14 protein-coding genes are annotated in these 13252 nt (G+C 63.1%); 5 read left to right on the top strand and 9 right to left on the bottom strand.

Translation table 11 applies throughout. From position 1 onward, the window contains the following. Window positions 1–17: 17 nt before the first annotated feature. Entirely contained in the window at window positions 18–350 is a 333-nt protein-coding gene (locus AC1XDK_RS19020) for a hypothetical protein (RefSeq protein ID WP_483351540.1), read from the top strand. A gap of 1 nt (window position 351) precedes the next feature. On the opposite strand, the gene ggt is transcribed toward AC1XDK_RS19020, so the two are convergent. Next, window positions 352–2022 (bottom strand): gamma-glutamyltransferase, encoded by a 1671-nt coding sequence (gene ggt / locus AC1XDK_RS19015; RefSeq protein WP_483351539.1) that lies wholly within the window; start codon window positions 2020–2022, stop codon window positions 352–354. An 87-nt stretch (window positions 2023–2109) separates the two neighbouring features. Here ggt and AC1XDK_RS19010 point away from each other — a divergent pair, with 87 nt between their 5' ends. Together AC1XDK_RS19010 and AC1XDK_RS19005 are read left to right on the top strand one after the other, a co-directional pair. Continuing rightward, window positions 2110–2766 (top strand): DUF1028 domain-containing protein, encoded by a 657-nt coding sequence (locus AC1XDK_RS19010; protein ID WP_483351538.1) that lies wholly within the window; start codon window positions 2110–2112, stop codon window positions 2764–2766. A 97-nt stretch (window positions 2767–2863) separates the two neighbouring features. Beyond that, on the top strand, window positions 2864–3085 hold the full coding sequence (locus AC1XDK_RS19005) for a DUF1272 domain-containing protein (protein ID WP_483351537.1): 222 nt from the start codon (window positions 2864–2866) through the stop codon (window positions 3083–3085). Between the two features lie 48 nt (window positions 3086–3133). Here the strand turns inward: AC1XDK_RS19005 and AC1XDK_RS19000 are convergent, their stop codons facing one another. Beyond that, on the bottom strand, window positions 3134–4018 hold the full coding sequence (locus tag AC1XDK_RS19000; RefSeq protein WP_483351536.1) for a DUF7351 domain-containing protein: 885 nt from the start codon (window positions 4016–4018) through the stop codon (window positions 3134–3136). A 122-nt stretch (window positions 4019–4140) separates the two neighbouring features. Between AC1XDK_RS19000 and AC1XDK_RS18995 the strand changes: the two genes are divergently transcribed. Next, window positions 4141–4545 (top strand): DUF5788 family protein, encoded by a 405-nt coding sequence (locus AC1XDK_RS18995; protein WP_483351535.1) that lies wholly within the window; start codon window positions 4141–4143, stop codon window positions 4543–4545. Between the two features lie 125 nt (window positions 4546–4670). On the opposite strand, the gene AC1XDK_RS18990 is transcribed toward AC1XDK_RS18995, so the two are convergent. From AC1XDK_RS18990 to AC1XDK_RS18970, 5 genes are read right to left on the bottom strand one after another with little or no spacing between them, the layout of a single operon-like run. Next, complete coding sequence (locus AC1XDK_RS18990) at window positions 4671–5987, bottom strand: ABC transporter ATP-binding protein (RefSeq protein WP_483351534.1); 1317 nt, start codon at window positions 5985–5987, stop codon at window positions 4671–4673. Next, the gene (locus AC1XDK_RS18985; RefSeq protein WP_483351533.1) at window positions 5984–7036 is read right to left on the bottom strand and encodes an ABC transporter ATP-binding protein; all 1053 of its coding nucleotides are present in this window, start codon (window positions 7034–7036) and stop codon (window positions 5984–5986) included. Before AC1XDK_RS18985 ends, AC1XDK_RS18990 begins: the two co-directional genes overlap by 4 nt. Then, window positions 7033–8049 (bottom strand): ABC transporter permease, encoded by a 1017-nt coding sequence (locus tag AC1XDK_RS18980; protein WP_483351532.1) that lies wholly within the window; start codon window positions 8047–8049, stop codon window positions 7033–7035. The genes AC1XDK_RS18985 and AC1XDK_RS18980 overlap by 4 nt, the downstream gene beginning before the upstream one ends. Then, window positions 8046–8999 carry an ABC transporter permease gene (locus AC1XDK_RS18975; protein WP_483351531.1) on the bottom strand — a complete coding sequence of 318 codons (954 nt, stop codon included), beginning with the start codon at window positions 8997–8999 and terminating at the stop codon, window positions 8046–8048. Before AC1XDK_RS18975 ends, AC1XDK_RS18980 begins: the two co-directional genes overlap by 4 nt. After that, window positions 9000–10700 carry an ABC transporter substrate-binding protein gene (locus AC1XDK_RS18970; RefSeq protein ID WP_483351530.1) on the bottom strand — a complete coding sequence of 567 codons (1701 nt, stop codon included), beginning with the start codon at window positions 10698–10700 and terminating at the stop codon, window positions 9000–9002. It lies immediately after the preceding gene. A gap of 163 nt (window positions 10701–10863) precedes the next feature. Between AC1XDK_RS18970 and AC1XDK_RS18965 the strand changes: the two genes are divergently transcribed. Then, the gene (locus AC1XDK_RS18965) at window positions 10864–11559 is read left to right on the top strand and encodes a helix-turn-helix domain-containing protein (protein WP_483351529.1); all 696 of its coding nucleotides are present in this window, start codon (window positions 10864–10866) and stop codon (window positions 11557–11559) included. Here the strand turns inward: AC1XDK_RS18965 and AC1XDK_RS18960 are convergent. Both AC1XDK_RS18960 and AC1XDK_RS18955 read right to left on the bottom strand, forming a co-directional pair. After that, window positions 11545–12810 (bottom strand): MFS transporter, encoded by a 1266-nt coding sequence (locus tag AC1XDK_RS18960; RefSeq protein WP_483351528.1) that lies wholly within the window; start codon window positions 12808–12810, stop codon window positions 11545–11547. The genes AC1XDK_RS18965 and AC1XDK_RS18960 overlap by 15 nt on opposite strands. 97 nt (window positions 12811–12907) lie before the next feature. Beyond that, on the bottom strand, window positions 12908–13234 hold the full coding sequence (locus tag AC1XDK_RS18955) for a DUF7344 domain-containing protein (protein ID WP_483351527.1): 327 nt from the start codon (window positions 13232–13234) through the stop codon (window positions 12908–12910). Window positions 13235–13252 lie beyond the last annotated feature (18 nt).

Here is a 13252-nt window from a genome sequence, read left to right as displayed (position 1 = left end):
CCCGCAAACCGGATGGTATGTCCGAGAACACGACAGACGAGGAAGCGGAAGCCGAAGCCGAGAACGCGGGGAGTTCCGGGTCGGGACTCAAAACGCTCGCCCTCATCGGAGTTTCCTTCATCGCGGGCTACATCGTCGGGAAGAGCCAGAGCGAATCGAGCCTCGAAGAAGAGTTAGAGGAACTGGGCGAGTCGGGAACCGGCCCGATGGAAATCGAGATTCACGACACCGACGCGGGCGCGACGACAGACGCCGCCGAGGAGTCGGAGGAAGCGGCGGACGAAGACGGCGATGAGGAAGAGACGGCGAATGCGGAGAGTGACGACGAAGACGAAGAAGAAGAAGAGTAGTTCAGTAGCCGGACGCGTTCCCGTCCTTCCGCGGTTCGGTCGCGCCGGAGAGGACGCCGTTATCGTTTCTCACGATTTGTGCGCCGCCGAAGAGCACCGGCGCGAGAACGCGTACGTCGTGTCCTTTTCGAGTGAGTTTCGTGGCGAGGTTGCCGTCCATCCTCCCCTCGATGGCGAGGGTGCCGTCCTCACGGTAGCGCCAGCGAGGTTCGTCGAGTGCGGCCTGTAGCGGCAGGTCGTAGTCCACGATGTTCGAGACGACTTGGACGTGACCCTGCGGTTGCATGTACCCGCCCATCACGCCGAAGGCGGCCCAGTCGTCGTCGTCGAATTTTGCGAGCGCCGGAATCAGGGTGTGGAACGGACGTTTTCCGGGTTCGAGGTGGTTCGGGTGGTCGGGGTCGAGCGAGAAGGACGCGCCGCGGTTCTGGAGCGCGATACCGGTGTCTCCGGCGACCAGCCCGGAGCCGAACCCGGCGAAGCGGGAGTTGATGAACGAGACGACGTTGCCCTCGTCGTCCGCGACACAGAGGAGGACGGTGTCCGCGTCCTCCGCGTTCGCGTCGGGGACGCCGAACGAAACGTCGTGGTTCGCACTCTCGCCGACGTGTGCCGCCCGCTTCTCCGCCCACGAGTCGGACGCCAGCGGCGGAGCCTCCTCGTACTCGGGGTCGGTGATGTAGCGGTGGCCGTCGTGGAACGCGAGTTTCATCGCCTCCGCGAAGTAGTGGACGCGTTCGGGGGAGTCGATGGGGTGGTCGCTCGCGCCGAGTTCGTCGGCGATGTTGAGCGCCTCTAACGCGATGAGCCCCTGATTGTTCGGCGGCAGTTCGTAGATTTCCGCGCCGTTGTACGTCGTCGAAACCGGGTCCGGGAACTCGGGTTCGAACGACGCGAGGTCGTCCACGGTGAGGAAGCCGCCCTGCGACTGGACTTCCGCCGCGATTTTCTCCGCAATGTCGCCCTCGTACAGCACGTCCGCGCCCTCCTCCGCGATTCGACGGAGGCTTTTGCCGAGGCGGGGAAGCGTCATGGTTTCGCCCGCTTTCGGTGCCTTGCCGTCCTTCAGATACGCCTCGCGGGCGTGGTCCGTTTTGAAGAGCGTCTCCGCGCCGACCCAGTGGGAGGCGATGACTTCGGAGACGGGATAGCCACCGATGGCGTAGTCGATGGCGGGTTGGAGCGTGTCATCGAGGGAGAGGTTTCCGAACCGCTCGATAGTCGCTTCCCATCCGCGAGCAGTTCCGGGGACGGTGACGGCGTGTGGTCCGAGAAACGGCATGCCGAGGTCGTCGGTGTCCTCGGTTCCGTCTACGGCGTAGCCGCGGTTTTCCGGATACCACGCCGTCGAGTCGTCGTGTTCCTTCAACGACGCGCGGACGTTTTCGATGGTCGCCTCCGCTGGCGCACCGCCACAGCTCCGCATCGCACCGACGTCGCCGTCCGCGGTACGATACAGCGCGAACACGTCGCCCCCGAGTCCGGTACTCGTCGGTTCGACGACGTTGAGCGCGGCGGCGGTGGCGACGGCGGCATCGAAGGCGTTCCCCCCCTGCTGCAGAATCGAGACGCCCGCCTGCGAGGCGAGCGGTTGACTGGTGGCGACGACGCCGTTCGGCGCGTAAACGGTCGAACGTCGCGAGGTAAACCTGTCCAAATCGGGTTGCGTCATACCATGTCATACTCAGAAGCGGGCCTAAAATACATACCAAATAGGTCCGGGGTGCGTCTTATGCGTATGTGAACGAATGACATACCAATGACGTTCTCCATCTGTGTCAGAGAGGAACGAGCGGAGGGAACCAGTTTCGGCGTCGCCGTCGCCACGGATGCACCTGCCGTCGGCGCGCTCGCGCCGTGTGTCACTCACGACGGGGTTATCAGCACGCAGAGTTTCGTCAACGTCCGTCTCGGGCGTCGGGGCGTCGCGCTCCTCCCTGACCTCGGCGTGGACGACGCGCTGTCGGGACTGCTCGAACAGGACGACCACAGCCACCTCCGGCAGGTACACGGACTCGACGCGCGTGGAAACGCCTTCGCTCACTCCGGGGACGGCTGTGACGGCTGGTTCGGACATCAGGTCCACGAGGAAAACGACCTCACCGTGGCCGGGAACATGCTCGTCGGCGAGGAAACGCTGGACGCATTGGCCGAAACGTTCGCGGCGGGTGACGACGAGGAGGGCCTCGTGTCCCGGCTCATCGACGCCCTCGCGGCAGGAAAGGACGCGGGCGGTGACAAACGCGGGCACACCTCGGCGGCGGTGATGGTCAAGGCGCCGCGAACGACCGCCTTCCACGACTTGCGCGTCGACGCCCACGAGAAACCCATCGTCGAACTCCGGCGCGTCTACGAGACGGCGAGGGAGGCGAGCGACGGCTTCAGCGAGTCCTCGAAGGAACGGATTTTCGACTGAATCGGCGGCGGCGATTCGGTTCGTCGTTCGAACGAGTATCGCATAGCTCTCGGCTCACCAAGACTTAACCGTCCGATGCACCTCTGTCCGAGTAACGATGGGATTGTTCAAAAATATCGGCCGGAAAGTCGAGGAGTTCAAGCAGACTTCCGAGGCGGTCGCGGCCAAGGAGGCGAGTTACGAGTGTACGGAGTGCGGAACGTCCCTCTACACGAACCACGACGCCTGCCCGGAGTGTGGTGGAACGGTAGTTCCATTGGCTGACGAGTCGGAAACGACCGACGTTAGCAACGAGGACGCGACCACCGACGACGAGTAGGGGCCGCCAGCAGTCGGTTTGGAGAGTCCTGACGCCGCGCTAACGGTTTCACGGGTTTTCGGCGGACGTCCCTGCTATCGCAGTCGAGACGACAGTGCCGTCCCGGTTCAGCGTGAGCGAGAGGGTTTCACCGTCCAGATTCACGTCCACTTTCAGCCGGAACGGGTCCGTGGATAGCACCGTCTCGTGGCCGGGCGTGCAAAACTCCAACGTCCAGAACGGAGCGGTCAGGACATCGACGCCGCGGTCGTAGTAGAAACTCGTCACGGCGGGATGGCTGGCGAGGAACATCCCGACCGGAATCCCGTGGTGGAATCCGCATCGACGACAAAGGCCGTGGTAATGGTAGTGGTCAGGGTCGTCGGGTATGGTCTCGATTTCCCCCTCGACGTACCCCTGGCACTCCGAACAGATTCCACGGCGAGTGAGCGACCCCCATCTGTTTTCGAGAAACGCGATTCGTTCGACGATTTCCTCCTCGTCTCCCTCCGGGTGTGATTCGAGAAGACTCGGCGGTATCGAAAGCGGGACGGAATGCTCGTCGGTTCCGCAGGTGAGCCAGAGGATACCGTCCTCGTAGCGGAGTTGCCATGGGTCATCACAGTGGCGACAGTGACCGGGTGCGTCCACCGGACCCCACGTCCGTTCGGTGTCAAAGACGCCGGAGGAGATGGCCGAGACGACCGACATCCCGATACGCGAGAGTCTGTACCCCGGCGAACTCTTCACGACGAGGCCGCCGAGCTGGTCGAGGTGGTAGTTGAAGTTTCCGTTGTCACGAATACCGACCGCCTCCTGAAGCTCGCTGTACGCGAGCCACGGGTCGGTCAGCGAATCGCCGTATGCGTCCGCCAGCGCTCGCAGGATTTTGACCCGGGTCGAGTTGCTCACCGAGTCGAGAGCCGCGGTCGAGTTCGATTCGCCGTCGGTCATCGTTCGCAGGTTCGGCCCTCGGAATGAAAACGTTAGTGTCAGTTAATCTAGAGGAGTTCGTTGCTCCGAACGAATATTTCTCCGTCAGTCGAACTGACAGATGAGGCCGAACCACCCAAGCCATGAACGAACGACAACGACGACGACTCCTCGACCGGATTCAGCGCCCCTCGGCGACCGTCGGGAAACGGATGGTCGACGAACTCACGATACGAGGCACGACGATAGACGTACAGGAGTTCGTCTTCGAGTGCAAGCGCCTCGAATCGATTCCCAAGAGCGAACGCGACGCCATCGAGGAGATGAAGACGAAACTCAAGCGCGAGCGTCTCGCCAGAAAACAGCGAATCGAACGCGAAGAGATAACGGAGGAAGAGGGAGAGCGACTCGTTCGGAGCATCCACGGCATCGACCGCGCCCTCACCGCACTGGAGGGATTGGACACCCCGAACATCGAGGAGGAGATGCGACTGAAAAAGCTCGAGGACGCGAGGGAACTCCTCTCCCTCATCAGACAGAGTCAGTAGCGGGACACCGCAGAGTACGTTCGCTGAATCGTCGCCGTCCCCGGTCCGGCACGACGACCGTGAGACCGGACGGATGGATGACAGATGAGTCCGGTCGGGGACGACGGTGTGACTCCACGATTTCGTCAGGAATCCCGCGGAATCACGCGATGACACGCCGCGGCGTGGCCGTCACCCGCGTCCGTCGCTTGCGGCGTTTCGCGCTCGCACGGCGACGGAAACGCGTTCTCGACGATTTCGTTCGCGCGTTCGTGGTCGCCGTTTGCGAGCGCGTCCGCCGCCGAACGAACGGCCTCGGTCGCATCCGACGGCAGGGCTTCTGGGTCGCCCGGAAGCAACTGCGCCACGAGATACGACGCCACACTCGAATCGTCCGTCCCGCGTCCTTCCGCTTCGAGGCGCGTCCGTGCGGCGTCGGGGTCGAGTTCGCCCGACAACACGCGGTTTCTGAACGCGAAGGCCGCGCGGAACTCCTCGTCGCTGCCGGACCACCCCTCGGGTGGAATCACCATCGGGCAGCGCGTGTGGAACCGACAGCCGGACGGCGGGTCCAGCGGCGACGGAACCGACCCTTCGAGGATGATTCGCTCGTCGCGGTCCGCCGGGTCGATGCGGGGTACCGCCGACAGGAGCGATTTCGTGTAGGGGTGTTGCGGGTTCTCGTAGAGTGCCGAAACGGGTGCAGTTTCCACGATTCGACCGAGGTACATCACGGCGACCCGATCCGCGACGTGGCGCACGACCGAGAGGTTGTGCGCGATGAAGACGAGCGACAGGCCGAGGTCGTCCTGAAGCTCCTCCAACAGATTGAGGATTTGGGCCTGCACGGACACGTCCAACGCCGAGACGGGTTCGTCCGCGATTATCAACTCGGGTTCGAGCGCGAGCGCGCGAGCGATGCCGACGCGCTGTTGTTGCCCGCCCGAGAACTGGTTCGGATAGCGCTCGATGTGTCCGGCCTTCAGCCCGACGCGCCGGAGGAGGTCCTTCGTCCGCTCCAGCCTGTCCTCGTCGCTATCGCCGATACCGTGGACCTCCATCGGCGTGGTGATGATTTCGCCGACCGTCTGGCGCGGGTTCAGCGACGCCAAGGGGTCCTGAAATATCATCTGTAGGTCGCGCCGGTACGGCCGCATCTCCTGCTGTGAGAGGTCGGCGAGGTCCGTGCCGCGGTACTCAACGGTCCCGTCGGTCGCGTCGTGGAGGTTGAGAATCGTCCGCCCGAGCGTCGATTTGCCACAACCGGACTCGCCCACGATTGCGAGCGTCTCGCCCTTTCGAACCGTCAAATCGACGCCATCGACGGCGCGAACGCTGGCCGTCTCGCCGACGAGTCTGTCGAGGACGCCCCCCGACTGGTCGAAGTGCTTTTTCAGGCCGCGAACGGCGAGCAACGGTTCGGCGGCGGACGTTTCGTCGGTGCTCGTCATCTGCATACTCATAGTCGCTCCTCCATCGGGCCGCGACGCAGACACGCCGCGACGTGGCCGTTCGAGTCGAACTGCTCGTCCGCGCCGACCGGTCTGAAGTCCGGTTCGATTTCGTAACACTCCCGCGTGGCCTCGGGACAACGCGGCGCGAAGTGGCACGCGAAGGGGATGTCGATGAGGTCGGGGACGTTCCCGTCTATCGGTTCGAGGCTATCCGTCGGCGCGTCGAGACGCGGCGTACTGGCGATGAGTCCCTGCGTGTAGGGGTGTTGTGGGTTACGGAACAGTTCGTCCGCGTCTGCCCGCTCGACGATTTCCCCGGCGTACATCACGTTCACGCGGTCGCACACCTCGGACACGACCGCGAGGTCGTGCGTGATGAGCAGAATCGACGTGTCGAAGGCGTCCTTCAACTCCCGGAGTTCGTCGAGAATCTGGGCCTGAATCGTCACGTCAAGCGCCGTCGTCGGTTCGTCCGCGATGAGCAGGTCCGGTTCGGCGGCCAACGCCATGGCTATCATCGCTCGCTGGCGCATGCCGCCGGAGAACTCGTGCGGATAGTCGTTCGCCCGTGTCTCCGGTTCGGGAATCTCGACGCTTTCGAGCATCTCGATGGCCTTTCGCCACGCCGGGCCGTTCTTCGAGGACCCGACGAGTTTGCGCTTGATTTCCGCCGGAAGGCTGACCGATTCGCCGACGGGTTGGTGGAGTCGGACCATCTCGGCGACCTGTTCGCCGACGGTGAGCGTCGGGTTGAGGCTGTTCATGGGGTCCTGAAACACCATGGAAATCGTCCCGCCGCGAATCTTGCGACGTTCCGACTCCGGCAGGTCGAGCAACGACTCGCCGTGGAGTCGGATGTCGCCCGCCGCTATTTCGCCGGGTTCCTCGACGATACCCATGATGCTCGATGCGAGGACGCTCTTTCCCGACCCGCTTTCACCGACGAGGCCGAGGATTTCCCCGGATTCGATGCGAAGGTCCACCTCGTTCACCGCGTCCACCGTCCCTCGCGGGGTCGGGAAGCGGGTGTGAAGCCCGTCGACTTCGAGGACGGTCATCGGCTCTCGACCTCCCCGTCGCTCACGTCGAAGATGTCACGGAGACCGTCGCCGAGCATGTTGAACGCGAGGACGGTCATCATGATGGCGAGGCCGGGCACGACGCTGATCCACCACGCTTCACCGATGAACTGCCGCCCGTCCGAGAGCAACAGTCCCCACGTCGGCGTCGTCGGTTTGACGCCGAGACCGAGGAACGAGAGGCCCGCTTCGGCGAGAATGGCGAGCGGAATCATCAGCGTCGACTGCACGATGAGCGGCGCGACGGCGTTGGGCAGGATTTCCCGTGTCATGATGCGCCTGTCGGTCATGCCGACGGCGCGGGCAGCCATGACGTACTCCTCCTCGCGGAGCGACAGCACCTCGCCCCGAACGAGGCGAGCGAAGTCGTCGATGTACGCGATACCGATGGCGATGACGACGTTCGTGATGCCCAACCCGCCGGAGATGGCGATGATGCCGACTCCGAGGATGAGTTCGGGAAACGCCCATTGGAAGTCGATGTAGCGCATCAGCACGCTATCGACCCAGCCGCCGTAAAATCCGGCGAGAAGGCCGATGGACGTTCCGAGCGTGAACGCGACGGCGACCGTCGAGAGGGCCACGAGCAGCGACACCCGCGCACCGTAGATGATGCGCGAGAGGATGTCGTGGCCGAACGAGTCCGTCCCGAGCGGGTGCCACACGGACTCGGTTCCGGGCGCGTCGTCGTAGTTGCCGACCGAATGGGAGTTCGGCGCTTTCATGAAGCCGAACGTGGCCTCGGGGTCGTGCGGCGCGACGACCGGCGCGAAGACTGCGACGAGAACGAACAGGACGACGACCACGGCACCGAACAGCGCCATCTTGTCGGCCAGTATGCCCTCGACGAGGCGCTGGCGCGTCGATTTGTGTTCCTCGTAGTGTTCCTCCTCTCGATATTCCGGCGGAACGTCGATTGGACCGGAATCCGCGGGAGCGTTGGGTTCGTTGGCCGCGTTGTGGCCGACTCCAGAATCGGAGTGTTCCGTCATTGGTTCCCTCCGTAGCCGATACGCGGGTCGATGACGGTGTATACGAGGTCAACCGCGAGATTCGTGAACACCATCACCGCGGCGACGATGAGGATGACCGCCTGCGTCACCGGATAGTTACGGTCGAGCATCGAATCGACGAGGAGTCTGCCGAGTCCCTGAATGCCGAAGACGAGTTCGACCGTGACGCTGCCGACGAGGACCAACGCGAGTTGAATCCCCGCGACGGTGATGACTGGGATGAGCGCGTTCTGGAGCGCGTGTTTGAACAACATCACGCGTCCGTTGACGCCCTTCGCGCGGGCGGTTCGCATGTACGGTTCGTTCAGCACTTCCAGTAACGACGACCGCATCATCCGCATGACGACGGCGGCGTACGGCAGGCCGACGGCGATGCCGGGGAGGAGAACGCTCTCCAACCACGGACGGATGCCCTTGCTGGGCGGCGTGTAACCGAAGACCGGAAGTAGGTTCAGCCAGACGCCGAACACCAGCGCGAGGAGGATGCCGACGAAGAAGGCGGGCATGGAAACGCCGAGGAACGCCGTCACCGTCGCGAGGTAATCCATCGGTTCACCCTTGCGCGTCGCGCTGAGGATGCCCGTCGGTACGGCGACGCCGAGACCGATGACGATGGCGAGAATCGCGATGGAGAGCGTCTTCGGTGCTGCTTGCGAAACCAACGTCGAAACCGGCTGGCCCGTGCTCAGACTCTGGCCGAAATGCAGGGTGACCATCTCCTTCAACCAGTCGAAGTACTGGACGTACAGCGGCTGATTCAAGCCGAGTTTCGCTCGAAGTGCCGCGACCGCTTTGGGCGTCGCTTCCTGTCCGAGCATGGTCCGAACCGGACCGCCCGGAATCAGCCGCAGGCCGAAGAACACCGTGGTCGCCACCAACCACATGATGAACGCGGCGTGTGCGACCCGTTTGACGACGTACCGGCGCATCTATTCCTCGACCCACGCCGTGTGGAAGTTACGCATGAAGGGGATGTGGACGAACCCCTTCAGGTTCGAGCGTTTCGCCGCGATGTCGTTCTGGTGCATCAGGTAGGCGTGCGGGACCTGCTTGATGAGGTGGTCTTCGAGTTCCTGCAGGAGCTTCTTGCGCTCGTTCCGGTCGAGCGCTTTCCGCTGTTCGGCCAGCAGGTCGTGTGCCTTGTCGTCCTCGAAGTTCACCCAGTTCCACGCACCCCCGTCGTCGGGCTTGCGGTAGAAGTTCCAGAGCGACTGCTCCGGGTCGGGGTCGCCGACGCTCCCGCTGATGGTCGTGTCGTAGTTACCCTTCTCGTAGCGCTCCCAGTAGGACGAACTCGTCACCTGCTCGATGCTCACGTCGAACCCGGCCTTGTTCAGCTGCTGGCGCATCGCCTTCGCGCCGCGGAGGCTGCTTTCGGTCGTCAGGATGGAGAAGGACGCCCCGTCAGCACCCGCCTCCTCGATGAGTTGTTTGCCCGTCTCGGGGTCGTACTGCTGGTCGGTCGGTTTGTCGTCCCGCCAGACCCAGTTCGTCGCCTTGTTGATGGGACCCGTGTCGGGAAGCGCGTTGCCGAAGTAGGCCGCGTCCACGTAGGCCTGATTGTCGATGGATTTCGCGATACCCATGCGGGCTTTCTTCGAATCGAACGGCTTTCGGCGCTCGTTCATCGCGAACCCATACCAGTTTATTCCCGGCGCTTCCAGTTTCGTCACGTCGCTCGCCGACTCGACCTTCTTCACGTTCTGAAGCGGCACGAGGTTCGCGAAGTCGATGTCGCCGCTCCGGAGCGCGTTCACGAGCGTTGCGGGTTCGGGTATCGGCTTGATGTCGATGCCGTCCAAGTACGGGAGCGCGTTTCCGTCGCTGTCGGTTTCGAAGTAGTCCTCGAAGGCGTCGAGCGTGATACCGGAGCCGATTTCGTGTTTCGAGACCTCGAACGGACCCGTCCCGACCGGCGTCACCTTGTACTGGTCCGCGCCCATCTTTTCGATGGCCTCCTCGTTGACGATGGTCGCCGCGCGTCCCGGACCACGCGTGAGGTAGACGAGGGCGGGTGCCATCGGTTCCTCGAAGTTGAGTTCGACCGTGTGGTCGTCCTTGACCACGACGCCGCCGTCGTCAACCGGCTTGAGCGACCCGAGTTTCGAGGCGGCGGGGGCCTCCTCCGAAATCGTCCGGTTGATGGTGTATTTCACGTCGGCGGCGGTGAAGTCCGAACCGTTGTGGAACTTCACGCCCGTACGCAGGTCGAACGTGATCTTTTTGCCGTCGTTGCTGACTTCCCAGTCCTTGGCGAGGTCGCCGCGGATGGTCAGGTCCTTTTTCAGCGTGACGAGGCCGTTGAACACGTTCGCGGCCACTTGGAAGTACTGTCCGACGCTGATGTACGGCGGGTCGAGCACGTCGATGCTGCCGGTGAACCATCCGGCCGTCAACCGACCGCCGCGCTGGTCGTTCGACGGGACTTCCGTCGTTTCGTCGCCGCCATCGTCCCCGCTTCCGCCACTGCCGCCGCTTCCGCCACTGCCACCGTCACCGTTGTCGTCGCCACCGCCGGTACAGCCAGCCAAGCCGGTGATGCCTGCCGCACCGAGGAGTTTCACGGTCGTCCGACGGTCGATAACCGGCCCGCTGAGGGCCTCGTCCGAGATTTTGTCACTGTTTCCCATGTTAGTATGGTACAGAGAAACAAACCACTTCGTTGTATACCCGGATAGATTCGGTTGGGCAAAAATCGACGAAGAAAATGATAGAATCATCCCATGTTTGATTCAGAAGAGTAACTAGATTGGATACAAAGGTTAAACACGTTCGGTTTCCTCGATTACACGTATGCGAGAAGTGACGCTTCGGATACGTCATCACGACGAGCCGGAGAGCGATATCAGCGCCGACTACCCGGCGATAACGATTCGCTCCGTCTCCTCGATGACCGGAAGCGCCGCGGAACGGAAGCGCATCATCGAGATAACCGGCCCGAAAGCGTCGATTGCGGGATTTCTCAGCGAGTTCGAAGCCGCCTCACCGGTACTGGACATAGACGTATTGACGCCGCTCGACGTCTCACGCGTCCTCGTCGCCGTCACTATCGACAGCTACCAATGGGATAGCATCGCCCAGCGGTTGACGGACCTCGGCGTTCACTACCGTACCGGAGCGACCATAAATGCGGGGTGGGAGCGGTGGACGTTGTACCTGTCCGACGACGACGACCTGAACGACATCGTCGTGTCGCTCGAACGCGCAGGGAACGAAACCGACCTCGTTCGAAACGTCGAACTCGGGACGGTCGCCGAACAGGAGCAGTTGGAGTTCTCGCGCGTCGTCCACGAACTCACGGGACGGCAGCGCGAAGTGCTCGGGACGGCCATCGACCTCGGCTACTACCGCCCGAAAAAGGAAACCAGCATCGAGGACATCGCGGATACGGTCGGCATCGCGTCCACGACGGCGTGGGAACACCTCGCTCGCGCGGAGCGGAAGGTGATGGAGGAAGTCGGCAAACACGTGAACTCAAGCACGTTCTGAGGAGGGGCCACGAAGCGTAAGGAGGACGCCGAGGAGCGACGCGCCACCCGCGAATCCTGCGAGGACGAAAAACAGCGTCGTCGGTGAGTAGTACTGGAGGACGTAGCCAGCGATGGCCGCGCCGAGCGCCCCGACTCCGAACACGCCGAGGTAGGTGTAGCCGTAGGAAAGCCCGCGAGCGTCGGGGGGCGTGAACTCGGCAACGGTGGCCTGATACAGCGGTTGCACCGCGAACAGCCAGAACCCGAGGAGGAAGCTGACGACGAGTACGGGAGCGAGTCCGGCGTTCGCGGCGGGAACGAACACGAGAGCGATGGCGGCGAGCGTGGCGAACGCCACGGCGATTGCGGCCGTGTTCTCCACCCGGTCGGTGAGTTTGCCGCCCGCGAACTGGCCGACCATGCCGACGGTGAGGAGTCCGGCGTAGAGGTAGCGGGCCGGTTCGAGCGATTTTCCGGCGACGTCGACGGGTGCAAAGAGCGGAAGTCCGGAGAGCAGGTCGGGGAGGAAGGTCAACACGCCGCGGTAGTACAGTCCGGAGAGCATGACGACGAAGAAGACGGCGACGAACCACCCGGAGAAGAGCGACCGGGAGGCAGCGAGGAGTTTCGTGATAGAGGCGAGGCCCCCGTCGGTGCGAGCGACACGTTCCTCGCCTTCACCCTGTTCCGCGAGTTCCTCCTCTACCGCGGCCGTCTCGTCGATGGAGGTTCGAACGGCGACCACGGCGGCGAGGAGCGCGGGGACCGCGAGGATGGCGACGACGAGACGCCATCCGAAGACGAGCAGAAGGAGCGTCGTCGCCAACGGGCCGAACGCGATGCCGACGTTTCCGGCGATACCGTGGTAGGCGAACGCGCTCCCCTGTTCCTCGGGGTCGATGCCGGTGCTGAGCAGGGAGAGGCCGGAGGGATGGTAGACGCTTGCCGCCGTTCCCCAGAGCAGGAGCGCGAGCGTGATGACGGGAAGAGAAGGAGCAAAGGAGAGGAGGAGAAACGACCCGCCCATCCCGAGCAGACACGCGACGATGAGTCGTCGGGAGCCGTAGCTGTCCGAAAGGACGCCGCCGGGTAACGCACCGACACCGAACAGCGCGTAACCGAGCGAAAGGATGACGCCGAGGGTGGCTTTCGACGCGCCGAACTCCGCGAGCCAAACCGGGATGAGGATGGGGAGGGAGAGTTCGTAGGTGTGGACCATCCCGTGGGCGAGCATGGTGAGTCCGAGGATGGTTCGGTCGTTTCGCTTCACTGGGATATTTTAGCCGCTCTCGTGCATAAACCGTCGCCCGAATCGAACCGGGCGTCGGGTCGCTTTCCGGGCATCGCCCACGAAAATAGAGACTCGACTATCGACCGATTCGAATCAGGTCCTCACTGAAATGCCTCATCTCGGAGTCGTCACACCGAACCGTTCCGCTTCTCGCGTCGTATTCGATGAGGCCGAAATCACCCAGTTTCGGCAGGTCGACGTGGTGAAGACCGACTCTGATAGAAGTTCGACAGGTATCTCCTCTCGCGCCCGCATTCGTCTCGAGTATCGTGAGGTGGTCTACGAGTTCCTCGAACGAGAATACCTCGCCGTCAGCATCGGTGATATAGCGCCACAGGTGCCGTCGCCGGTCGCTGCTGAAGAGGTCGAACATCTCGTCTATCGTTTTCGAATCCGTGTTCACGTTCACCGTTCACTTTTC

It is taken from the genome of Haladaptatus sp. HS23, assembly GCF_056892285.1.
The sequence above is the reverse complement of the archived record's forward strand: the minus strand, read 5'-3'. Positions and strand labels throughout refer to the sequence as shown.

What these genes read in the sequence shown, in the direction of transcription:
- AC1XDK_RS19020 (WP_483351540.1), top strand. Translation starts at nt 18, where the DNA reads ATGTCCGAGAACACGACAGACGAGGAAGCGGAAGCCGAAGCCGAGAAC.
- ggt (WP_483351539.1), bottom strand. Translation starts at nt 2,022, where the DNA reads ATGACGCAACCCGATTTGGACAGGTTTACCTCGCGACGTTCGACCGTT.
- AC1XDK_RS19010 (WP_483351538.1), top strand. Translation starts at nt 2,110, where the DNA reads ATGACGTTCTCCATCTGTGTCAGAGAGGAACGAGCGGAGGGAACCAGT.
- AC1XDK_RS19005 (WP_483351537.1), top strand. Translation starts at nt 2,864, where the DNA reads ATGGGATTGTTCAAAAATATCGGCCGGAAAGTCGAGGAGTTCAAGCAG.
- AC1XDK_RS19000 (WP_483351536.1), bottom strand. Translation starts at nt 4,018, where the DNA reads ATGACCGACGGCGAATCGAACTCGACCGCGGCTCTCGACTCGGTGAGC.
- AC1XDK_RS18995 (WP_483351535.1), top strand. Translation starts at nt 4,141, where the DNA reads ATGAACGAACGACAACGACGACGACTCCTCGACCGGATTCAGCGCCCC.
- AC1XDK_RS18990 (WP_483351534.1), bottom strand. Translation starts at nt 5,987, where the DNA reads ATGAGTATGCAGATGACGAGCACCGACGAAACGTCCGCCGCCGAACCG.
- AC1XDK_RS18985 (WP_483351533.1), bottom strand. Translation starts at nt 7,036, where the DNA reads ATGACCGTCCTCGAAGTCGACGGGCTTCACACCCGCTTCCCGACCCCG.
- AC1XDK_RS18980 (WP_483351532.1), bottom strand. Translation starts at nt 8,049, where the DNA reads ATGACGGAACACTCCGATTCTGGAGTCGGCCACAACGCGGCCAACGAA.
- AC1XDK_RS18975 (WP_483351531.1), bottom strand. Translation starts at nt 8,999, where the DNA reads ATGCGCCGGTACGTCGTCAAACGGGTCGCACACGCCGCGTTCATCATG.
- AC1XDK_RS18970 (WP_483351530.1), bottom strand. Translation starts at nt 10,700, where the DNA reads ATGGGAAACAGTGACAAAATCTCGGACGAGGCCCTCAGCGGGCCGGTT.
- AC1XDK_RS18965 (WP_483351529.1), top strand. Translation starts at nt 10,864, where the DNA reads ATGCGAGAAGTGACGCTTCGGATACGTCATCACGACGAGCCGGAGAGC.